At 64.1% G+C, this 20552-nt stretch carries 20 protein-coding genes; 9 read left to right on the top strand and 11 right to left on the bottom strand.

What is annotated here, in order from left to right; all coding sequences use genetic code 11:
• The 6 genes from R2R70_RS16105 to phaR all read right to left on the bottom strand — a co-directional run bounded on the left by R2R70_RS16105 (window position 1) and on the right by phaR (window position 4803).
• Entirely contained in the window at window positions 1-141 is a 141-nt protein-coding gene (locus tag R2R70_RS16105; RefSeq protein WP_410978489.1) for a hypothetical protein, read from the bottom strand.
• A 6-nt stretch (window positions 142-147) separates the two neighbouring features.
• Window positions 148-1164: an alpha/beta fold hydrolase gene (locus R2R70_RS16100; RefSeq protein WP_410978488.1), complete on the bottom strand. Its 1017-nt coding sequence runs from the start codon at window positions 1162-1164 to the stop codon at window positions 148-150.
• Between the two features lie 87 nt (window positions 1165-1251).
• Entirely contained in the window at window positions 1252-2124 is an 873-nt protein-coding gene (locus R2R70_RS16095) for a phosphoribulokinase (protein WP_043334728.1), read from the bottom strand.
• On the bottom strand, window positions 2124-2579 hold the full coding sequence (locus R2R70_RS16090) for an acyl-CoA thioesterase (protein ID WP_192838638.1): 456 nt from the start codon (window positions 2577-2579) through the stop codon (window positions 2124-2126). The genes R2R70_RS16095 and R2R70_RS16090 overlap by 1 nt, the downstream gene beginning before the upstream one ends.
• A 259-nt stretch (window positions 2580-2838) precedes the next feature.
• Window positions 2839-4131, bottom strand: coding sequence for a phosphoribosylamine--glycine ligase (gene purD / locus R2R70_RS16085; protein ID WP_410978487.1), 1293 nt, complete (start codon window positions 4129-4131; stop codon window positions 2839-2841).
• 165 nt (window positions 4132-4296) lie between these two features.
• The gene (phaR, locus tag R2R70_RS16080; RefSeq protein WP_410978486.1) at window positions 4297-4803 is read right to left on the bottom strand and encodes a polyhydroxyalkanoate synthesis repressor PhaR; all 507 of its coding nucleotides are present in this window, start codon (window positions 4801-4803) and stop codon (window positions 4297-4299) included.
• A gap of 197 nt (window positions 4804-5000) precedes the next feature.
• Here phaR and R2R70_RS16075 point away from each other — a divergent pair, with 197 nt between their 5' ends.
• On the top strand, window positions 5001-5726 hold the full coding sequence (locus tag R2R70_RS16075; protein ID WP_303595139.1) for a 16S rRNA (uracil(1498)-N(3))-methyltransferase: 726 nt from the start codon (window positions 5001-5003) through the stop codon (window positions 5724-5726).
• A 123-nt stretch (window positions 5727-5849) separates the two neighbouring features.
• Here R2R70_RS16075 and R2R70_RS16070 read toward each other — a convergent pair whose 3' ends face one another.
• Window positions 5850-7556, bottom strand: a complete 1707-nt coding sequence (locus R2R70_RS16070) for a deoxyribodipyrimidine photo-lyase (RefSeq protein ID WP_410978485.1) — start codon at window positions 7554-7556, stop codon at window positions 5850-5852.
• A gap of 715 nt (window positions 7557-8271) precedes the next feature.
• On the opposite strand from R2R70_RS16070, the gene R2R70_RS16065 reads away from it, so the two are divergent.
• Genes R2R70_RS16065 through R2R70_RS16040 form a run of 6 tightly spaced genes read left to right on the top strand, consistent with a single transcriptional unit; the run spans window position 8272 to window position 14141 of the window.
• Window positions 8272-11064: a monovalent cation/H+ antiporter subunit A gene (locus R2R70_RS16065; protein ID WP_410978484.1), complete on the top strand. Its 2793-nt coding sequence runs from the start codon at window positions 8272-8274 to the stop codon at window positions 11062-11064.
• The gene (locus R2R70_RS16060) at window positions 11064-11420 is read left to right on the top strand and encodes a Na+/H+ antiporter subunit C (RefSeq protein WP_043334740.1); all 357 of its coding nucleotides are present in this window, start codon (window positions 11064-11066) and stop codon (window positions 11418-11420) included. The genes R2R70_RS16065 and R2R70_RS16060 overlap by 1 nt, the downstream gene beginning before the upstream one ends.
• Window positions 11420-12961 (top strand): monovalent cation/H+ antiporter subunit D, encoded by a 1542-nt coding sequence (locus R2R70_RS16055; RefSeq protein ID WP_052384719.1) that lies wholly within the window; start codon window positions 11420-11422, stop codon window positions 12959-12961. Before R2R70_RS16060 ends, R2R70_RS16055 begins: the two co-directional genes overlap by 1 nt.
• Window positions 12958-13458 (top strand): Na+/H+ antiporter subunit E, encoded by a 501-nt coding sequence (locus R2R70_RS16050; RefSeq protein ID WP_043334742.1) that lies wholly within the window; start codon window positions 12958-12960, stop codon window positions 13456-13458. Before R2R70_RS16055 ends, R2R70_RS16050 begins: the two co-directional genes overlap by 4 nt.
• Window positions 13452-13721 (top strand): K+/H+ antiporter subunit F, encoded by a 270-nt coding sequence (locus tag R2R70_RS16045; protein ID WP_043334744.1) that lies wholly within the window; start codon window positions 13452-13454, stop codon window positions 13719-13721. The genes R2R70_RS16050 and R2R70_RS16045 overlap by 7 nt, the downstream gene beginning before the upstream one ends.
• 18 nt (window positions 13722-13739) lie before the next feature.
• Complete coding sequence (locus R2R70_RS16040; RefSeq protein WP_054555276.1) at window positions 13740-14141, top strand: Na+/H+ antiporter subunit G; 402 nt, start codon at window positions 13740-13742, stop codon at window positions 14139-14141.
• A 187-nt stretch (window positions 14142-14328) separates the two neighbouring features.
• On the opposite strand, the gene hemH is transcribed toward R2R70_RS16040, so the two are convergent.
• Window positions 14329-15318, bottom strand: a complete 990-nt coding sequence (hemH, locus tag R2R70_RS16035) for a ferrochelatase (RefSeq protein WP_054555275.1) — start codon at window positions 15316-15318, stop codon at window positions 14329-14331.
• 193 nt (window positions 15319-15511) lie between these two features.
• On the opposite strand from hemH, the gene R2R70_RS16030 reads away from it, so the two are divergent.
• Window positions 15512-17194, top strand: a complete 1683-nt coding sequence (locus R2R70_RS16030; RefSeq protein WP_410978483.1) for a cryptochrome/photolyase family protein — start codon at window positions 15512-15514, stop codon at window positions 17192-17194.
• Window positions 17191-17577, top strand: coding sequence for a thiol-disulfide oxidoreductase DCC family protein (locus R2R70_RS16025; protein ID WP_410978482.1), 387 nt, complete (start codon window positions 17191-17193; stop codon window positions 17575-17577). Before R2R70_RS16030 ends, R2R70_RS16025 begins: the two co-directional genes overlap by 4 nt.
• A gap of 16 nt (window positions 17578-17593) precedes the next feature.
• Here R2R70_RS16025 and R2R70_RS16020 read toward each other — a convergent pair whose 3' ends face one another.
• The 3 genes from R2R70_RS16020 to R2R70_RS16010 all read right to left on the bottom strand — a co-directional run bounded on the left by R2R70_RS16020 (window position 17594) and on the right by R2R70_RS16010 (window position 20517).
• Window positions 17594-17950 (bottom strand): DUF6482 family protein, encoded by a 357-nt coding sequence (locus R2R70_RS16020; RefSeq protein ID WP_225347494.1) that lies wholly within the window; start codon window positions 17948-17950, stop codon window positions 17594-17596.
• 214 nt (window positions 17951-18164) lie between these two features.
• Complete coding sequence (locus tag R2R70_RS16015; RefSeq protein WP_410978481.1) at window positions 18165-20033, bottom strand: bifunctional diguanylate cyclase/phosphodiesterase; 1869 nt, start codon at window positions 20031-20033, stop codon at window positions 18165-18167.
• Between the two features lie 196 nt (window positions 20034-20229).
• On the bottom strand, window positions 20230-20517 hold the full coding sequence (locus R2R70_RS16010) for a hypothetical protein (protein WP_043334752.1): 288 nt from the start codon (window positions 20515-20517) through the stop codon (window positions 20230-20232).
• Window positions 20518-20552: the final 35 nt, after the last annotated feature.

Here is a 20552-nt window from a genome sequence, read left to right as displayed (position 1 = left end):
CTAGCGGAACCGTCGCTGCGCCAGCAGGCTCTTGACCAGCGGCGTGATGTTCAGCTCGATGGCCAGTGCCATCAACGCGCCGCCAGCATGGGCCGTCCAGGGCCAGGCCCAGGACTGGGGCAGGCATTCACATGGCGACATCAGTACTCATGAGTCCATCTTGAGTGCTTTGTTCAGGGCTACCTTGAAGCGCTCGAAATCCTCCACTTGTGGCAAGTGCCCCAGGCCCTCCAGCTCGAACAACTCGGAATCCGGGATCAAGGCTGCGGCGTGCTTGCCCAACTTGTCATAGCGCCCCAGCTCCCGCTCCACGCCTTCCTTTTTCCAGTTGCGCCCGGGTGCGGTTCTGTCACGTGTACCAATGATCAATTTGACCGGGACAGTAAAGTCACCAAATTCAGTGATCACTGGCTGAGTGAAGATCATGTCGTAGGTCTTGGCATTGACCCATGCCATGGTGTCCTTGTCCGGCCCCTGTATCTGGCCGGTGATGAAGTCAGTGAGCGAGGAATATTCCGCGTTCCATTCGCCCGCATAATAGTTCTTCTGCTGATAGCGTTTGACGCTTTCCGGGGTCTTGGCCAACTCGTTTCTGTAGAAGAAGTTGGTGTCCTTGTAGACCTCATACTCGAGGTAGTTCTCGAGCCCGATCGGATTTACCAGTATCAATTCCTGCGTCGTATCCGGGTACATCAACGCGAAACGACTCGCCAGCATGCCGCCCATGGAATGCCCCAGCACTATCGAATCCTTGATCTCGAGAGAGTCCATCAAGTCATGCGTGTGCTTCGCCAAGGCAGCGAACGAGTATTGATAATCTGCCGGCTTGGAGGATTTCCCGAACCCGATCTGATCCGGAATCAGCACGCCATAACCCAGTGACTGCAGATACCTGGCCGTTGGCGTCCAGTAGTCAGCATTGAAGTTCTTGCCATGCATGAGCGTGACGACAGGCATGCCAGCGGATGGCTTCAGATAGATATAGGCCATTTTCAATGACTGGCGCTGCGAGTCGAACGCAAAATGATTCACGCTGAAATCGTACTCATAGCCGCTCAACAGAGCATCATACGAAAGAGACGACGTATCGACGGGATTGTCGGCAAAGGCATTGCCTGCCATCAGCAGGAAACCGGAGAGACACAAGGCCTTTATCGGGGACATTCAATGATTCCTGTATCGAGAAAAGATGAAGCCTTCAGTGGTGTTTCGCATGTTCCATCACGGGAGAATATCGGCCTCGTCTCCCGCTCAGCGAAACCGCCGCTGCGCCAGCAGGCTCTTGACCAGCGGCGTGATGATCAGCTCGATGGCCAGTGCCATCAGCGCGCCGGGCACCACCAGCGTATGCGGGCGCGACATGAACGAGCCCTGGATCATCGCGAGCAGGAACGGGAAGTCGACACTGCCGGGATCGCGGAAGTGGATCACGACCATCGACTCGGCATCCGTCGGGATATCCTGCGGCTCGAAGGGGTTGGAGGTATCCACCGTCGGCACGCGCTGGAAGTTGATGTGCGTGCGTGAGAACTGCGGCTGGATATAGCGCACGTAGTCATCCATGCGGCTCAGGATGGTGTCCACCACCGCTTCCTGGGAGTGCCCGCGCAGCTTGGTGTCGCGATCGATCTTCTGGATCCACTCCAGATTCATGGTCGGTGCCACCCCGATCAGCAGATCGACATGACGCGCGATGTCATGCTCTGGCGTCACCAGCCCGCCATGCAGCCCCTCGTAGAACAGCAGGTCCGTACAGTCCGGCAGCGACTGCCATTCGGTGAAGGTGCCGACCTTGTAGCCGGCCTCGATCATGCGCTTGTCTTCGGCATGGATGTAATGACGATGCGTGCCGGAGCCCTGCTCGCCATATTCGACGAACAGCGCTTCCAGACGATCCAGCTGGTTGGCCTCGACGGCGAAGTGAGACAGCTCGCGCTTGCGCTCCGGCGCCTCCTGAAACATGCGCACCAGCTCGTCACGGGTATAACGGTGAAAGGCATCCCCATCCACGTAGGCGGCATGAATCGCCTCACGCGAGAACATGCGCTCGAAGGTGCGCATGACCGTGGTGGTGCCCGCGCCGGAAGACCCCGTCACGGCGATGATCGGATATTCCCGCGACATCAGTTGGCTACCCGGGAAGACATGGCTGAGACGGCCTGCTCGATGGCGGCACTGGCGCGCGCGCTCGGTTCCGCCAGCCCCTGCTCGCCAGCGAACACCAGCCCGACGCGCAGCGTCGCCAGTACCGCGTCATCGCTGACACGCAGCAGGCGGTGATGGACACCAAGTCCCTTGCCGGACACGCTGTCGATGGCCGTTTCCACCATGAGGGCGTCGCCCAGCCGGCCCTCACCCTGATACTGCACGGCGAGATCCGCGACGATGCTCATCAGCCCATCGATGTTCCATTCGGGGAAGCCCAGCGCCTGCCAGGCCTGGCCCCGCGCCTCGTGCGCCAGGCTGACTACGCTGTCGTGGCCCAGGTGTTGGCCATAGTTGATGTCGCTGACCCGAATCGTCATCGGGTGGCGATGTACCAGGCGGGAAACCGGAAATTCAAGCCGGATACGGTCCATGCAGACTCCTTGTCGGCGAGACAGGAAAAGGGTTCAGGGCGGACGGCGACGCCATCTTTCGACGCCGGTAAGCCTCAAGAAGGAATATAGGATGACTAGGGTTATCGCATGCCCGACACCGACATGACCAGACCCCGACACGATGGTCGTAGGCGCTCAGGGCGTCGAGAGGCACCCCAACGACAAGACCCGGCCTGAGGCCGGGTCTTGTCGTGAAGCAGGCATGTCGCGGGGCGATGGCCCGTGCGACTCAGCGCTTTCAGCTATCGCCGCGCTCGCGAGCGATGGCGCGCCAGGCGATGTCGCGACGCACCAGCATGTCCTGCCAGCTGATGGCATCGACGCCTTCATAGGCACGCTCGGTGGCCGCCGCGACGCTATCGCCCAGTGCGGTGACGCACAGCACGCGACCACCGCTGGTGACGACCTGGCCGTCCTGCTCGGCGGTGCCGGCATGGAAGACCTTGCAGCCGGTCGCTTCGGCAGCGTCGAAGCCGCTGATGACATCGCCCTTGCGGTAGCTGGCCGGGTAGCCGCCAGCTGCCAGCACCACGCCGACCGCCGCGCGGGAATCCCACTCGCAGGTCTGGGTGTCGAGACGCCCGTCTTCGGCGGCCAGACACAGCGCGACCAGATCGGACTTCAGACGCACCATGATCGGCTGGGTTTCCGGGTCACCGAAGCGGCAGTTGTACTCGATGATCTTCGGCGCGCCCTGGGCATCGATCATCAGACCGGCATACAGGAAACCGGTGTAAGGATGGCCTTCGGCCGCCATGCCACGCACGGTGGGCAGGATGATCTCGTCCATCACGCGCTGGTGAACGTCAGCCGTCACCACCGGCGCCGGAGAGTAGGCCCCCATGCCGCCGGTGTTGGGGCCGGTATCGCCTTCGCCGACGCGCTTGTGATCCTGACTGGTGGCCATCGGCAGTACGTTCTCGCCGTCGACCATCACGATGAAGCTGGCTTCCTCGCCGTCGAGGAATTCCTCGATCACCACACGTGCGCCGGCATCGCCGAAGGCGTTGTCCTCGAGCATGTCACGCACCGCGGCGCGGGCCTCCTCGTCGCTCATCGCGACCACGACACCCTTGCCCGCCGCCAGGCCATCGGCCTTGATGACGATCGGTGCCGGATGGGCCGCCAGGTACTCAAGCGCCGCATCGACCTCCGCGAAGGTCGCGTAGTCGCCGGTCGGGATGGCATGACGCGCCAGGAAGTCCTTGGTGAAGGCCTTGGAGCCTTCCAGCTGGGCGGCGCCGGCCGTCGGGCCGAAGCACTTGAGCCCCGCTTCGCGGAAGCGATCGACCACGCCGATCACCAGCGGCGCTTCCGGGCCGACGATGGTCAGCTCGATGGCGTTGTCACGCACGAAGGCGACCAGCGCATCGAGATCGTCAGCGGCAATCGCCAGATTGGTCAGCTTGGACTCGCGCGCCGTACCCGCATTGCCGGGCGCCACGAAGACCTCCTCGACACGGGATGACTGGGCGGCCTTCCAGGCCAGCGCATGTTCGCGGCCACCGCCGCCGATGATCAGGACCTTCATCTTTTCAACCTTCATGAGCCAGTGAGGATCAGGGCTACCCGCATGGCGCGAGCTACCGAGGAAATATCAGGCTGCGCATTATGGCAGAAAGGCGCCCTGCTCGGGGCGCCCCTTTTCACATCACGATGAATTTATGTGAAAGCTGGATCTGACACGGTGTCACACTCAGCGCCGCTCATCGTCCGGCGGCGTGTCCGACTCATCAGGCGCCGTATCCGCATCGCTCGGCTGTGAGCGTGAGGCATTCTTGCCAGCGCCCATGGCCTGCTGCCAGAAGCGCAGGTTCTCTTCGGCGACCTCGCGCATCATTTCCATCGGCGAGTGACGCATGGCCTGGGACCACTGCTCCTGCATGCGCTGCTGCTGCTCCATCATCAGACGCGTGCCCTGCTCCAGATAACCGGCCAGCGGCAGCGGCTTGGCCATCGCGTAGATGCGGATGAACTGCTCCAGCAGCTCGTTGGAGAAGACCTCGGCCTCGCCCTCGCCCTGCTCCTGCTCGATGATGATGGTCAGCAGGATGGTGCGCGTGAGGTCCTCACCGCTCTTGGCGTCCTCGACCTTGAAGACCTCTTCCGCCAGCACCAGGCTGCGCAGGTCTTCCAGGGTCACGTAGCGGCTCTGCTCGGTGTCGTATAGGCGCCGATTGGCATATTTACGGATCACTCGCACGTGTCAGGCTCCTGTCGATTTTTCTTCATTGTGCACTCAAGGGGGGGGACTGCAAGAAAAGGCGTCTCCACGCGTCAGCCATTGACGCCATGCCAACGCTGTCCCCGTCGGGTCAGCATGCACGACATGCTAGAATAACGCCCGCTTGCCGCTGTCTGTAAGCAATGCATCCCGCCCTCCACTGCCCCGGTATTGCCATGAATCTGATTTTGCTCGGCGCTGACGACCTGACCGCTCAGGACCACGCACGTGTCACGGACCCACGCCGCCTGCGCCATCTGCGTGAGGTGCATCGTGCCGGCGTCGGCGACGAGATGACGCTGGGAGTGGAGGGAGGCCTGATCGGCCGTGGCCGCCTGGAGCGACTGGACGCGGACAGCGCCGAATTCAGCCTGACGCTGGACCGTCAGCCGCCGGCGCCACTCGACGTGCATCTGCTGCTGGCGCTGCCACGCCCGCGCATGCTGGCACGCTCGCTGGAACACGTCACGGCATTGGGCGTGAAGCACATCACCCTGCTGCATACGCGGCGTGTCGAGAAGAGTTATTGGCAGTCGCCGGAGCTCAAGGAAGACAAGATTCGCCAACATCTGGTGCTGGGACTGGAGCAGGCGCGTGACACCATCATGCCGACGGTGACCCACGAGAAACTGTTCAAACCCTTCGTGGAAGACCGCCTGCCGGCACTAATGACGCCAGCATCAGGCACGCCTCCGCGTGGCATCATCGCCCATCCGGGCATGCCGGATGAATGCCCACGCGCCGTCCGCGAGCCGGTGATTCTGGCCATCGGCCCGGAAGGCGGCTTCGTGGACTATGAGGTCGAGAAATTCATGGCGGCAGGCTTTGAAGGGGTACATCTGGGTGAGCGCATCCTGCGCGTCGAGACGGCCGTCACGGCGCTATTGGCACGTCTGGGCTGAAGAGCGGCAGGTCATACAAGCAGCAGTTCATAAAAGCAGGTCATAGAAGCAGCAGGTCATAGATGAGGTGCCACCAGGGCCTGGATCTTCCCGGACGACTGGCGTGATATCGACACCGTCTGATCACACATCGAAGCCCGCCAGATGCCGCCATTCGCCCCAATGGATGGCGGCGTCGTAATCGAGCAGGCAACGCTCGAACCAGCGCGCGCCCAACCGCCAGTCGCCGCCGCCCTCCAGCCAGGCTCCGGCCAGATACTCGCGCTCGGACCACGGCAACCAGCCTTCACGTACCAGCACCTGCATGGCCTTGTCGGCCCGGGCATCGCCGGTTCGCCCTTCGCTCCAGCGCGCAAAGGCGGCGTCATTTGCGGCGTCTTCCCGCAACGCTGCGCCATACCAGGCCGCGCGAGCCTCCTCATCCTTGTCGCGCAGCATGCGCTGCCAGCACTCGCGCTGCAGCACGATGGCCAGCAGCTGCTGATTGATCGCCTCATCACCCGCCTCGCGGCGGCGGGCATCCAGCACCTGCAGGATGCGGCGCGGACTGATGCAACCCAGCGCCAGCCATGCTGCCAGTGGCCATGCATCCGCCGGGCGCGCCATCAATTGCATAGCGTCAAGCGTCTTCCCCGCCCCTCGCTGGGGTGCCAGCCCCGCCGGTACACCAGCGCCTTCGCCATCGACAGAGTGAGATCGCTGATAGGACGCCCCTTCTATCGAGTCGTCATCGCCCTTGCCGGCATCTCCCTTCGCCCAGGCCTTGCCCCACAGCAAGGTCGACAGGTATGCGCGGGCTGGCTCCTCGCCGCCCTGCAGCTCCGCAAGCCTGGCAGTCGCCGGCTGCCAGGCTTGCGCCGAGCCACAGATGGCATCCAGCGGCGGAAAGCCACGCGAGGCAGAATCGGGCCACGGCGGCAGGGAATAGGGCAGCCCCTGCAAGGGCGACTGCGCTTCGCACAGCGCGCGCCACTGCTCATCGTTCAGCCCTGTCGGCAAAGCCTCGTGTTGAGACAGAGCCTCGCGTTGGGGGCGGGCCTGCAAGGTGCCGGGCGTCGGCGTCAGCACAGCACAAGGCGGCAGCATCAGGTCGGCCACGCCAGCGTCATCGCCACCACTGGCCCGCAGCACCTGCGAGGCAAGCGCGGCGCAGGTCGCCAGGGCGTCATGATCGCCTGATGCGCCTGTGTCAGCAGAGGCTGTGCCAGCAAAACCTGTGTCAGCAAAACCTGTGTCAGCAGAGGCCGTATCACGCAGAGTGAGATCACTGGAGGGAGCCGCACGCTCGTCTGCGACGCGGGACGCTGCATGCGCCACGCGCAGGCGCGGCGTCTCTTCGCGGGGGAGTCTGCCCGGCATCGGGCCATCCAGCAGCTGGCTGTCGAAGGCGATCTGGTCAGGGGGATGACAGTGGAGCCGGGTCGAGGCCGGCAGGCGCCGTGAGAGCTGCTGCAGGGCGCGGCTGTCTTCCGGCGCGGCGGCGAGGCTGACCTCCAGACACTGGACATCATGCTGGGCGACCTGCGTCAGCACTTCCTCGACGGGGTCCCCGACGCGCACCAGCAGGTCACTGCCGCGGCGCAGCAGCATGCCACGCAGGTTCATCAGGCTCTGCCACAGCAGGCGCAGACGCGCGGGCCCCAGGCGTGGCAAGCCGTCGCTCGGTGTCAGCCAGCGACGGTCGAAGACGTACATCACCAGCATCTGATGCGGGCGACGTGACAGGGGCAGCGCGAACAGCGGGTTGTCTTCCAGCCGCAGGTCGTGGCGCAACCACACCAGAGAGGTTTCCGGTGCGTTGCCCGAATTCATGCTGGCGACCTCGTGCATGATGACTCCGTGGAACGTATGGCGTGCAATATTTGTACAAGAAAATCGACATCTTGTACAACACCTCACACGGTACATGTCGCGTTCCTGCGGGTCGGGCATGCGCTGGCGAGGGGTGCAAGTGCGTGATACATTCGAGAGGTTAGGTCACGTTCCATCAATGTTTTCAACAAGATCGCGCAAGTGTCTCCACTCGAACACACACTTGTCATCCAGGGGCTTCAGGAGGAATACGGCCATGCTCGCAAGACATGACATGACCGCACCAACCCGGCATATTCGCCGTCTGCCCGTTGCGGGCAGCCGGGGACGCGCTGCGGACCTCATCCCATCCTGGATGCTGGCACCCCGTGCCGTGCGACTCCCCTTCCTGACGGATCCGCCCCTTGCGACGGTAACGTCATGCCCGGAGCGATTGACGCGCTGAACCCGCGCCAGATCCTCCGTGCAGCCTGAGCCAGCCACTGCCAACCCTTGCTGCCGCGTGACGCATGACGTGTCTCGCATGGCCCCATGAGAACGTCTTCCTGACAGAGTCTCGTGTGTCCGGCACTTCATCGCGGCAACCTGCAGTGCGCTCGCCTATTCTGTCGGCACCCAGTGGCCGAAACTCCGCCTCCCGATCTCGAAGCTGGCAGTCCGGCCCTGAGCCTGTGTCTGCGCTGCCCACGAATGACGGACTACGTACTACAACAACGACTGGAGCGAGTCTTCCATGACCCTGCTGTTGATCGTGCTATTGCCGTTACTCGGTGCCCTGGTGCCCTTGATGGCCAGAAATCTGCCCCGTGCACGCCTTGCCTGGCTGACCGCGGTGGCACCTGCCCTAGCACTCGGTATCGCCGTCTTCCACCTCGGGGACGTCTTCTCGGGCATGGTGCCCCAGTTCCATCTGCCCTGGATCGCGGAGCTGGGACTCAACCTGTCGCTGCGCTTCGATGGTCTGTCGGGGCTGTTCGTGCTGCTGATTCTCGGCATTGGCCTGCTGATCATCCTCTATTCCCGCTATTACCTGTCGGGCGAGGATTCGCTGGCACGCCTCTACAGCTTCCTGATGCTGTTCATGACCGCGATGCTCGGCATCGTGATGGCAGACAACCTGCTGCTGATGTGGGTGTTCTGGGAGCTGACCAGCCTGAGCTCCTTCCTGCTGATCGGTTACTGGTACCAGCTGAGCGAGGCGCGCAAGGGCGCCCGCATGGCCCTGACCGTCACCGGCGCCGGGGGCCTGGCACTGCTGGCCGGTATCCTGGTCATCGGGCATATCGTCGGCAGCTACCAGTTCGATGACGTGCTGGCCGCGGCGGACCAGATCCGCTCCCACGAGCTCTATCCGGTCGCGCTGGTGCTGGTGCTGCTGGGCGCCTTCACCAAGTCGGCCCAGTTCCCGTTCCAGTTCTGGCTGCCCCACGCGATGTCGGCGCCGACGCCGGTATCCGCCTTCCTGCACTCCGCCACCATGGTCAAGGCCGGTGTCTTCCTGCTGGCGCGCATGCACCCGGTGCTCGCGGGGACAGACCTGTGGTTCTACATCGTCAGTCTGACCGGTCTTGCCACCCTGCTCTACGGCGCCTGGTTCGCCTTGATGAAGCAGGACCTCAAGGGCGTGCTGGCCTTCTCGACCATCAGTCACCTGGGCCTGATCACGCTGCTGTTCGGCTTCAACAGCCAGATGGCCGCCGTCGCGGGTCTGCTGCACATCATCAACCACGCCACCTTCAAGGCCTCGCTGTTCATGGCCGCCGGCATCGTCGATCACGAGTGCGGCACGCGTGACATCCGCAAGCTCAACGGCCTGTATCGCTACATGCCGCATACCACGGTGCTGGCGATGGTCGCCTCGGCCTCGATGGCCGGTGTGCCGCTGCTCAACGGCTTCCTGTCCAAGGAGATGTTCTTCGCCGAGAGCCTCGATGCCCAGCTGCTGGGCGGCCTGTCGTGGCTGATTCCGGCATTGGCGACTCTCGGTGGCATCCTGTCGGTGGCCTACTCGCTGCGCTTCATCCACGACGTCTTCTTCAATGGCGAGCCGAAGGATCTGCCCAAGACTCCGCATGAGCCGCCGCGCTACATGAAGCTGCCCATCGAGGTGCTGGTGCTGATCTGTCTGCTGGTCGGTATCCTGCCGTCGCTGGTGATCAAGGACCTGCTGGTCAGTGCCTCCGCCAGCGTGCTGGCCGGACCGGTACCGGACTTCAGCCTCGCCATCTGGCACGGCTTCAATCTGCCGCTGCTGATGAGCGGTATCGCGCTGGCGGGCGGCGTCGCCGTCTATGCCCTGCGCCACCATCTCTATTCCTTCCAGCGCCAGTTCCGCGCGCGCAACGCCCTGCTGGTGTTCGAGGCCAACGTGCAACGCCTCGTCAAGCTTTCCGAGCGCAGCATGGACAGCTTCGAGAATGGCTCGCTGCAGCGCTACATGCTGTGGCTGCTGCTGACCGCGCTGCTGTTCGTCGGCATCGGGCTGCTGGCCGTGCCGCAACTGGGCGGGGAGCTTGAGCAACAGCCCTTCGATGGTATGCTGCTGACCGGCGCCGTGATCACCGGTCTGGCCGGCCTCGGCACCGCGATCACCCACCGCAAGCGCCTGATCTCGCTGCTGATGCTGTCCGTGGTCGGCCTGATGACCTCGCTGGCCTTCGCGCGCTTCGCCGCACCGGACCTGGCACTAACCCAGCTGGCGGTCGAGGTGGTGACGATGATCCTGCTGATGCTGGCGCTGTTCTTCCTGCCCCAGCGCACGCCCAAGGAATCCAGCGCACGCCGCATCATGCGCGACGTGCTGCTGGCCAGTGCCTTCGGCGTGGTGGTGGCGAGCCTCAACTTCGCCATCCTGACCCGCCCGGTGGAGTCGATCTCCGACTTCTTCATGGCCAATGCGGTCTCCGGTGGCGGTGGCCAAAACGTGGTCAACGTGATTCTGGTCGACTTCCGTGGCTTCGATACGCTGGGAGAGATCACCGTACTGGGCATCGCGGGTCTGGCGATCTTCAAGCTGCTCAACCGCCTGCGCCTGTTCATGCCGTCCAGTGACCTGGATGGCCGCGGCTGGTCGCCGGACCGCCATCCGATGATCCTGGCCACCGTCTCCCAGACGCTGCTGCCGCTGGCACTGCTGGTCTCGGTCTACATCTTCCTGCGGGGCCACAACGCGCCGGGCGGCGGCTTCATCGCCGGTCTGGTGACGGCAGTGGCCATCATCCTGCTCTACATCGCGCGTGGCGTGGACTGGACGCAGCGCTGGCTGCGCTTCCCCTATCAGCCCGTCGCGGCGGCCGGGGTGTTGATCGCCGGCCTGACCGGCGCCGGCAGCTGGGTGTTCGGTTATCCGTTCCTGACATCCTCCTTCGGCCACTTCACCCTGCCCGTCATCGGGGAAATCGAGCTGGCCACCGCGCTGCTGTTCGACCTCGGCGTCTACCTGACCGTGGTCGGCGCGACCCTGATGATTCTCGCCAATCTGGGCAAGCTGACGACTCCGCATCGCCCGACCAAGGAGAAGATGTGATGGAAGCCCTCTACGCCACTACCACCGGCCTGCTGGCCGCCTGCGGTGTCTACCTCACCCTGCGCGGCCGCACCTTCCCCGTCGTGGTCGGCCTGACGCTGCTGTCCTACGCCGTCAACCTGTTCCTGTTCTCCATGGGTGGCCTTGCGATGCACGGCAATCCAGCCGTGGTCGGTGCCGGCTCACCAGCAGCTGACCCGCTGCCCCAGGCGCTGGTGCTGACCGCCATCGTGATCGGCTTCGCCATGACGGCCTTCGTGGTCATCCTGGCGATGCGCGCGCGCGGCGACCTGGGCAGTGACCACGTCAACGGCAATCGCCTGGATGATTCGAAAGAGAAAGAGGACACCAAGTGATGCTGCAACACCTGATTGTCCTTCCGATTGTCCTGCCGCTGCTGGTGGGGGCGGGCCTGCTGCTGAGTCGTGCCACCTCACCGACCCTGCGCCGCACGGTCAGCCTGGTGGCCCAGGCATTGATGGTGGCCATCGCCATCGCGCTGGTGGTGCAGGCCGGTGATGGCACCATCCGCTACTACGCGCTGGGCGACTGGCAGCCGCCGTTCGGGATCGTGCTGGTGCTGGACCGCCTGTCGGCGACCATGGTGCTGCTCAGCTCGCTGCTGGGACTGCTGGCCTGTCTGTACGCCACGGCGGGCATCGATGAGACCGGCTCCAACTTCCATGGTCTGTTCCTGCTGCAACTGATGGGCATCAACGGCGCCTTCCTGACCGGCGACCTGTTCAACCTGTTCGTGTTCTTCGAGGTGCTGTTGATCGCCTCCTATGCCCTGCTGCTGCATGGTGGCAGCAAGGCACGCACGCTGTCGGCGCTGCACTATGTGGTGCTGAACCTGATGGGCTCGGCATTCTTCCTGATCGCGCTGGGTATCCTGTACGGCGTGACCGGCACCCTGAACATGGCCGACATGGCAGTCATCGTCACCACGCTGGACCCGGGCCGTGCCGGCCTGATGGAAGCCGGCGGCCTGCTGTTGCTGGTGGTGTTCGGCCTCAAGGCGGCGATGCTGCCGCTGTACTTCTGGCTGCCACGCGCCTATGCCGCGGCCTCGGCACCGGTGGCGGCGCTGTTCGCGATCATGACCAAGGTCGGCATCTACTCCATCCTGCGCGTCTACTCGCTGATCTTCACCGACAACGCTGGCGCACTGGCGGACCTCGGTCGTGACTGGCTGTGGTGGGCGGGACTCGCCACCCTGGTGGTGGCGATGCTGGGCGTGCTCTCGGCGCGTGATCTGCGCACTCTGGTGGCCTATCTGGTGATGGTGTCGGTGGGCACGCTGCTGACGGCGCTGGGCATGAACACGATCGAGGCAGACAGCGCGCTGCTGTTCTACCTGATCCACTCGACGCTGGTCACCGGTGGACTCTTCCTGCTGGTCGACGTGGTCGCCGGTCAGCGCGGCAAGGCCGGCGCACGCATCGTGCGCTCGCGCCCGCTGCTGCAGGCAGGCCTGCTGGGCGGCCTCTTCCTGATCGGCACTGCCGCTGCCGCCGGGCTGCCGCCGTTCTCGGGCGCCATCGGCAAGGCGCTGATTCTCGCCTCGGCGACGCCGGAGCAGCAGATCTGGCTGTGGCCGCTGCTGCTGCTGGCCGGTCTGTGCTCGCTGGTCGCCTGCTCGCGCGCCGGTTCCAGCGTGTTCTGGCGCACCAGCAAGGCCGAGCCCAGCGGCGAGCGCATCGGCGTAGCCCGTGGCATCGCCACTGGCGGGCTGATCTCGGCCGCGCTGATGCTGGTCATCTTCGCGGGGCCGCTGGCGAACTGGACCAAGGCCACCGCCGAGCAGCTGTCCAACCCGGCCCCCTATCTTGAATCCTTGCTCGGCAAGGACGCGGCACCCGAAACCGCGCCGCCGCTGAAGGGAGATGTCTCATGATCAAGCCTCGTTCCCGTCTCTTGCCCACGCCGATGTTGTCGGTGCTGCTGCTGATCGTCTGGCTGATGCTGCAGAACAGCGTCGCGCCCGGTCAGATCCTGCTCGGAGCAGTGCTGGCCATCGCGATTCCCATCCTGACCTACCGCTTCTGGGAGCCGCAGCCCGACCTCCAGAAGCCCTGGCGGCTGATCAGCTACTTCCTGCGCGTGATCATGGACATCATCATCGCCAACCTGCAGGTGTCCTACCTGATCCTCAATCCGCGCGCCAAGTTCCGTCCGGCCTTCGTGCGCTATCCGCTGGAGCTTGAGGAGAAGTTCCCGATCACCCTGCTGTCGAGCACCATCACGCTGACGCCGGGCACGGTCTCGGCCTATCTGACGCTGGATGGCCGCCATCTGATCATCCACGCGCTGGATGTCGAGGATGAGCAGGAGTTGATCGACGAGATCCGCCAGCGCTACGAGCGTCCGCTCAAGGAGATCTTCGAATGCTAGACATCGCCCTGTGGATCAGCATCGCGCTGTTCGCCGCCTCGCTGGTGCTCAACGTCTTCCGGCTCGCCATCGGGCCGGACCTGCCGGACCGCATTCTGGCGGTGGACACCATGTACGTGAACTCCATCGCCCTGATCGTGCTGTTCGGCATCCAGCTCAACAGCAAGTCCTACTTCGAGGCGGCGCTGTTGATCGCCATGCTCGGTTTCGTCAGCACCGTGGCAGTCTGCAAGTACCTGCTGCGCGGCGACATCATCGAATGACCTGAGCGGAGACTCCCCATGCCCACCTGGTTCTATCCTGTCCTCGAAGGCGTGATCGCCTTCTTCCTGGTTGCCGGCGGCCTGTTTGCCTTCATCGGCTCTCTGGGACTGACGCACCTCAAGGACTTCTACATGCGCCTGCACGGCCCCAGCAAGACCACCACGCTGGGGGTCGGCTGCGTGCTGATGGCGTCGATGATCTACTTCCGCGCCACCACCGGCCACTTCAGCTTTCAGGAAATGCTGGTGTCCATCTTCCTGTTCATCACCGCCCCGGTGACCGCTCACCTGCTGTCCAAGGCGGCGCTGCACCAGAAGCTGGTGGCGGACAGCCGCACACGCAACGTGCCGGAGCGACTCGAAGTCGCCGAGGAGCCGGACGAGGTCAACGCCGAGGCCAGCGAATCCCGCCTGCCGTGATCGTCACTCGGCTCTCACCAGGCAGGTCCTCATCAAGCGGGGCCAAGCCACGAGAGCGGATTCACGAGCGCTGATTCGCAGGAGCGGATTCACGAACAGCAGGCCCGAGAAATGAAAACGCCCCACCAGTGATGACTGGTGGGGCGTTTTCATTTCTCGGGCAATGGCAGTATGACGGGCCTGCTCGTTACCAGCCCTGAGTATGCTGGCGACACAGCGCCTCGAGCAGATCGATATGGTCACTGCGATCATTGAGCGCCGGGATGTAGCGGAAGTCGCCACCACCGGATTCGGTGAAGTAGCCGCGGTTCTCTTCCTCCAGCTCTTCCAGCGTCTCGAGACAGTCAGCCGCGAAGGCCGGCGAGATGACATCGACGCTTTCCAGCCCTTCACCGCCCCACGCCTTCAGCGTTTCATCGGTGTACGGCTTGAGCCACTCGGCCTTGCCGAAGCGCGACTGATAGGTCATCGCCCACTCATCGTCACCAAGCCCCAGTGCCTCGGCCAGCAACTGGCTGGTGCGCTCGCATTGCGTCGGGTAGGGGTCGCCTGCGGTGGCATAGCGCTTGGGAATGCCGTGATAGCTCATCAGCAGGCGCTTGCCACGCCGACCTTCCTTCTCCCAGTGCTCACGCACGCTGGTGGCCAGCGCCGCGATGTAATCCGGGTGGTCGTGATAGTCGCGCACGAAACGCAGCTCCGGCAGATGCGGGCACGGCTTGAGCGCACGCGCCAGGCGATCGAAGACCGCGGCAGTAGTCGTGCGCGAGAACTGCGGATAGAGCGGCAGGATCAGCATGCGGTCGGCACCGCGGCTGGCGAGCTTGCGCCCCACCTCTTCCATGGTCGGCTTGCCGTAGGTCATCGCCAGTTCGACGGGGATGTCCTCGCCCAGTGACTCGGCCAGGCGTGCTTCCAGCGCGGCGCGCTGACGCTTGCCGATCGCCATCAGCGGCGAGCCGTCTTCCGTCCACACCGAGGCGTAGGCCTCGGCCACCTTCTTGGGACGCGTCGTCAACACCAGGCCATGCAGAATCGGCAGCCAGAGCAGACGCGGCAGGTCGATCACGCGCACATCACCAAGAAACTCCGCGAGGTAACGGCGCACCGCCTTGGGGGTCGGGGCATCGGGGGTGCCGAGATTGACCAGCATGACGCCAAAACGCGGGGTACTCATGGATGATGGACTCCTGACTAGGGGCAAGAAGAGAGGTAAAGCGGCAGCGTATCCACTTTCACCGCAGCGCAGCCAACTTCACGGCAGCGCAGTCATATTACCAGCTCGCCCTGTGCGTGAGGGATGAAGTTATACTATCATCACGATTTGTATAGCTTTAAGACAATTATTGTCACAACCCTCCGGAGTCCTCGTGCCCGATCCCACCCCCGCTACTCTGCGCCTGGCGACGCGTCATGACTTCGCGCGGCCACTGGTGCTGATCCTCGGCGACCAGCTTAGCCATGACCTGGCAAGCCTCAAGCAGGCACCCGCCGACAGCGTGATCGCCTTCTGCGAGGTCGAGGAGGAAGGCCGCTACGTGCCGCACCACCCGCACAAGATCGCGATGATGCTGGCCGCGATGCGCCACCACGCCCAGGAACTCAGGGAGTGTGGCTGGCAGGTACATGAAAGCCGACTGGAGGACCCGGACAATCTCCAGCGTCTGGCCAGCGAGTCAGAGCGTCTGGCCGCCCTGTATCAGTGTGATGGCGTGCTGGTGACCCGCCCCGGCGAGTGGCGTCTGCTGGACGACTTTCTGGCGCGGCGCGAGGCCGGCAGCGTGCGTTGGGAAGTCCTCGAGGACACACGCTTCTTCACCACGCCGGCAGCCTTCGCCGGCTGGGCCGAGGGCCGCAAGCAACTGCGCATGGAGTACTTCTATCGCGAGCGACGCCGTGACACGGACCTGCTGATGGAAGGCAGCGAACCCGCCGGCGGCAAGTTCAACCACGACCACGACAACCGCGAACCGATTCCAGACGACTTCCACGCCCCACCGCCGCCGGTGCATGCCCATCACGAAGATGCGACGACCCGCGAGGTACTGGCGCTGGTCGCGGCGCGCTTCGGGGAGCAGGCCAGTGACAAGGAACGCCACTTCGGCAGCCTCGAGAACTTCAACTGGGCCGTCACGCGCGCCCAGGCCCGCTCTGACCTCGCGCATTTTCTCGATCATTGCCTGGCGGACTTCGGCCGCTATCAGGATGCCATCGAGGACAGCGACCCGTTCCTGTTCCATTCACGCCTGTCTGCCGCGCTCAATATCGGCCTCTTGAGCCCGCAGGAGGTCTGCAACGCCGTGGACGCCGCCTGGCGGCGCGGTGAGGTGCCGATCAACTCGGCGGAGGGGTTCATTCGCCAGATACTCGGCTGGCGCGAATATGTGCGCGGCATCTACTGGACGCGCATGCCCGGCTACAAGCGCGAGAACCGGCTGGAAGCCAGCCGCAACCTGCCGGAATTCTTCTGGACGGGGGACAGCGGCATGCGCTGTCTGGATCAGGCCATCGCCAGCACCCGCGAGCATGCCTACGCCCACCATATTCGCCGCCTGATGGTCACGGGCAACTTCGCGCTGCTGTGCGGCGTGAAGCCCGAGGCGCTATGCGACTGGTATCTGGCGGTCTATGTGGACGCCTGTGAATGGGTCGAGCTGCCCAATACGCTGGGCATGGTGCTGCATGCCGATGGCGGCCTGATGGGCTCCAAGCCCTACTGTGCCTCGGGCAAGTACATCGACCGCATGTCCAATCACTGCGACAGGTGTCAGTACTCGCCGAAGAAGGTCACCGGCCCGCATGCCTGCCCGTTCAACAGCCTCTACTGGCACTTCATCGAGCGTCATCGCGAGGCGTTGTCACGCAATCCGCGCATGTCACTGGTCTACGGCAGCTGGCGACGCATGAAGGACGACAAGCGCGAAGCCCTGCTGCAACAGGCCGACGCCTTCCTGGCTCGCCTCGACGGCGCCGCGGACTATGGCAGTGATGCCCATCGCGCCGGTTACTACGCCGCACCCTCCAGTCTCACGACCGACAAGGAATCCTCATGAGTCGCATCTGGCAAGCCAGCGCACCGGTCACGCTCTACCACGATGGCAAGTGCCCCCTGTGCCAGCGCGAGGTCGCCTGGCTGGCCAGGCATCCCGGGCGGGAGTGGGTCAGAACGGTGGATATCCGTGCACCAGATTTCTCGCCTCAGGCGCTGGGCTTGAGCTTCGAGACGATGATGGGACGTCTGCATGTGCAGGACGCACGCGGGGAGTGGTATGTCGGCATGGATGCCAGCCGAGCACTCTATGCGGTACTCGGCTACCGGCGCCTGGTGCGCCTGTCGCTGCTGCCGGGCCTGCGCCCGCTGATGGACTGGAGTTACCGCTTCTTCGCCCGCCATCGCGAGCGCATTGGCCGCTGGGTGCCTCAAAAGCACACCTGAGCAAGAAGGTGCGGACTCAGAAGCTCAACGGGATACGCGAGCTCAAGGGCTGATGGTACTGCGGCGGGCGGCCGATCATCTCGTCATTGGCGACCTGCGAGACCAGCCACGCCCGTGACATCCCGCCCCGCTTGAGCTCGCTGTAGACATCCTCCAGCGAGCGGAACAGCATCGGCTTGCCGCGCTTCATCAGCAGCTCACTGCGCTCCTCCTCTTCCTCGCCGGCGGCTTCCAGCACCAGCTGGACCTGATAGAAACGGCTGGCGGCATGACTGATCACGCGCGCCTCCAGTGCAGGATATTCGGCCATCAGTGACTGCAGATTGCTGGTAAAGATGGCGGACGGCGTGAAGATGCTGGCGGTTCTGGACATGTAATGACTCCTGCGCATCCAGGGGACTGCGCATGGTAAGGCCGTAAGACGACGACGTGGTACAAGGATAGCCCGTGAAAACAGGGGCTGGGCGACTCAGACTCCCAGCAGCCCGACACTTCAGGATGAACTTCAAGGCTTCACGCCAGACTGATGGCCAGCGATGACATTCATGGGGCAGGCGGATGACGATTGAGTGACTCGCAGGCGGAGATCACTGCACTGGTGAGGCACACGCCTCGATGACTCGCCCGGAGTCCCGCGCCTTGGCCTCGCTCTTGAGCTCGCTCCAGCGCGCGGCGATCCGGGTCGTCTCGCACCCGGCAAGGCCATGCAGCGCCACCAGTGACAGTCGCGTCAGCGGGAAGAAGCGCGTGGTGCCGAAGCGGTCGTGGCCCTGAAAGCCTCCCGCTGCCAGCACATCGGCCGGATACAGGCTGGCGACCGCATGCTGGAATGCCGACTGCAGGCCGGCCAGACGTTGCTCGAGCGCTGTCAGGCGCAGTGCCCGGCGAGATTCGGTCATGCACAGCGTCATCACGAAATCATCGCCGCCGACATGGCCGAGAAAGTCCCCCTCCTGCAGCGCATCGCGCAATACCGTCGCCAGCGCCAGCAGCATGCGGTCGCCCTGCGCGTGGCCGAAGCGGTCATTGAAGGGCTTGAAGTTGTCGAGATCCAGATAGATCGCGGCCCATTCGGCACAGCGCGCGTTGCTGTTCTCTCGCAAGTCCTCTCGCAAGTCCTCGCCCAAGCCCGCGCCAGCCACGCACTCGAGCAACTGACGCTCGATCGGCCCGTTGCCCGGCAGGCGCGTCAATGGGTTGGCCTCCTCGGCGCTCGCCACCTGCAGCTCCGTGATGATGCGCAGCAGATCCAGGGTGCGCCCCAGCCCCTGATAGCGCCCGCCCCGCGTGATGATGAAGTCCTCGTCGCGATCGCTGCCTTCGCGGCCGGTCACCTTGGCCGAGACGCGCTCCAGCGTCTCATCCGCCTCGACGCGCAGCGGACTGCTCTGCATGACCTCATGGATCATACGACGCGCATGCAGCTCCGGCCCGAAGCGCTGGCTCAGTAGCCCCAGCAGGCGATGGCGGATGATCAGGCCCACCGGTCGCTGCTGCTCGTCCACCACGGCCAGCGACATCACCTCCTGCTCGGCATGCAGACGCTGGGCGACCTCATTGACGGTGACATCCTGCTGCACTGGCGTCACGGCGCGCGCCAGGCTGCCGATGCTGCGGCCAGGCGGCGGGCGCTGCTGCAGCCTGCGATTCAGATGGCGCAGATGCCGGTCGAGCGCAGCGCGCTGGCCAAGCGGGTCGGCCTCGGCCGGCGCGAACAACCAGCCTTGCAGGTAGTCGGCCCCCAGCTGGCGCACGCATTCCATTTCCGCCTCATGCTCGATGCCCTCGGCGATCACCTGACTGCCACTGCCGTGGGCGATATCGATGATCGAGCGCACGAAGCGCCGCTTGAGCGGGTCGGCATGGATGCCACTGATGAAGTGACGGTCGATCTTGACGAAGTCCGGCTGCACCGACGACCACAGCTTGAGGCTGGCATAGCCCTCCCCGAGATCATCCAGTGCGATGGCGAAGCCCATCGATTGATAATGGCTGACGGCTTCCCTCATCAGCGCCGAATCCAGCCCCGGCGTCTGCTCGGTCAGCTCGATCACCACCTGATGCGGACGCAGGCCGAAGCGCCGCAGCAGGCGTCGCGTCAGGCCGGGCGAGTGGGCGCCATCCAGCAGCACATCGGGAGATACGTTGATGAACAGCCGCTCCGTCAGGCCCAGCGTCGACCATTGCTCGAGCGCACGCTCGCGACACAGGCTGTCGAGCTCCACCAGCCGGCCGTGTTCGCGCGCCGCCGAGAACATCGTCAGCGGTGAGGCCAGTGGCCCCGCGGCATTCCCGCGCGCCAGCGCCTCATAGGCGAAGACCTCACGGCCGTTGGACGACACGATGGGCTGGAAATGCATGCTCACCTGGCGCAGGCGCAGCAACGCCTCCAGTGCATGACAGGATTCGACGACAGGCTGGCCATGAGAGGCTTGCAGGGACGGGGATGGGAGCATGTCAGAATCTGAACATGCTGATATGACAGAGGGATGACAAAGGTGCCACGCGGCACATGAGGCGCCTCATCCGACAGAGGGGATGCCAGACGCCAGATCGACTAACTCGATGTGTCGACTATCTCGATCAAAACAGGATCACGCCATGCCGGCCTGGCAGCTGGCATGGCGTGATCCTCAAGCGCCAGGGTGACGCTTACAGCGAGTTGGGGTCGATGGCCTTGCCGAGAGAGTTGCGGTCGATCCACTTGCCCGCCTTGGTCTCCTTGTAGCGGAAGACAACCATATCGCCGGCCACCACCGGCACTTCGCTGTCTTCGGTCTGGTAGCTGTAGCTCTCACCTTCCACGACCAGCGTGAAGCGGTAGAGGTCCGGCATGCCCAGCCATTCCTTGAAGGGCCCTTCACGCTCCAGGCTCTCCAGCGTGCCGCGGCCCTGCAGCTTGGGGGTACGTGCGCGTCCGCGCCCAAATCCACCTGCCATGCTATCTCCTCCCCGTCAGTGCGGGTCTTGCGAGG

The organism is Cobetia sp. SIMBA_158 (assembly GCF_046566945.1).
GTDB lineage: Bacteria > Pseudomonadota > Gammaproteobacteria > Pseudomonadales > Halomonadaceae > Cobetia > Cobetia amphilecti.
This window is presented reverse-complemented; position numbering and strand designations above follow the sequence as displayed.

Bases quoted from the DNA above. Each gene is read 5' to 3' on its own strand.
- R2R70_RS16090 (WP_192838638.1), bottom strand. From the start codon at position 2,579: ATGGACCGTATCCGGCTTGAATTTCCGGTTTCCCGCCTGGTACATCGC.
- R2R70_RS16060 (WP_043334740.1), top strand. From the start codon at position 11,064: ATGGAAGCCCTCTACGCCACTACCACCGGCCTGCTGGCCGCCTGCGGT.
- R2R70_RS16055 (WP_052384719.1), top strand. From the start codon at position 11,420: ATGCTGCAACACCTGATTGTCCTTCCGATTGTCCTGCCGCTGCTGGTG.
- R2R70_RS16020 (WP_225347494.1), bottom strand. From the start codon at position 17,950: ATGTCCAGAACCGCCAGCATCTTCACGCCGTCCGCCATCTTTACCAGC.
- R2R70_RS16075 (WP_303595139.1), top strand. From the start codon at position 5,001: ATGAATCTGATTTTGCTCGGCGCTGACGACCTGACCGCTCAGGACCAC.
- purD (WP_410978487.1), bottom strand. From the start codon at position 4,131: ATGAAGGTCCTGATCATCGGCGGCGGTGGCCGCGAACATGCGCTGGCC.
- R2R70_RS16065 (WP_410978484.1), top strand. From the start codon at position 8,272: ATGACCCTGCTGTTGATCGTGCTATTGCCGTTACTCGGTGCCCTGGTG.
- R2R70_RS16050 (WP_043334742.1), top strand. From the start codon at position 12,958: ATGATCAAGCCTCGTTCCCGTCTCTTGCCCACGCCGATGTTGTCGGTG.
- R2R70_RS16040 (WP_054555276.1), top strand. From the start codon at position 13,740: ATGCCCACCTGGTTCTATCCTGTCCTCGAAGGCGTGATCGCCTTCTTC.
- R2R70_RS16015 (WP_410978481.1), bottom strand. From the start codon at position 20,033: ATGCTCCCATCCCCGTCCCTGCAAGCCTCTCATGGCCAGCCTGTCGTC.
- R2R70_RS16045 (WP_043334744.1), top strand. From the start codon at position 13,452: ATGCTAGACATCGCCCTGTGGATCAGCATCGCGCTGTTCGCCGCCTCG.
- R2R70_RS16095 (WP_043334728.1), bottom strand. From the start codon at position 2,124: ATGTCGCGGGAATATCCGATCATCGCCGTGACGGGGTCTTCCGGCGCG.
- R2R70_RS16025 (WP_410978482.1), top strand. From the start codon at position 17,191: ATGAGTCGCATCTGGCAAGCCAGCGCACCGGTCACGCTCTACCACGAT.
- R2R70_RS16010 (WP_043334752.1), bottom strand. From the start codon at position 20,517: ATGGCAGGTGGATTTGGGCGCGGACGCGCACGTACCCCCAAGCTGCAG.
- hemH (WP_054555275.1), bottom strand. From the start codon at position 15,318: ATGAGTACCCCGCGTTTTGGCGTCATGCTGGTCAATCTCGGCACCCCC.
- R2R70_RS16100 (WP_410978488.1), bottom strand. From the start codon at position 1,164: ATGTCCCCGATAAAGGCCTTGTGTCTCTCCGGTTTCCTGCTGATGGCA.
- R2R70_RS16070 (WP_410978485.1), bottom strand. From the start codon at position 7,556: ATGCACGAGGTCGCCAGCATGAATTCGGGCAACGCACCGGAAACCTCT.
- R2R70_RS16105 (WP_410978489.1), bottom strand. From the start codon at position 141: ATGTCGCCATGTGAATGCCTGCCCCAGTCCTGGGCCTGGCCCTGGACG.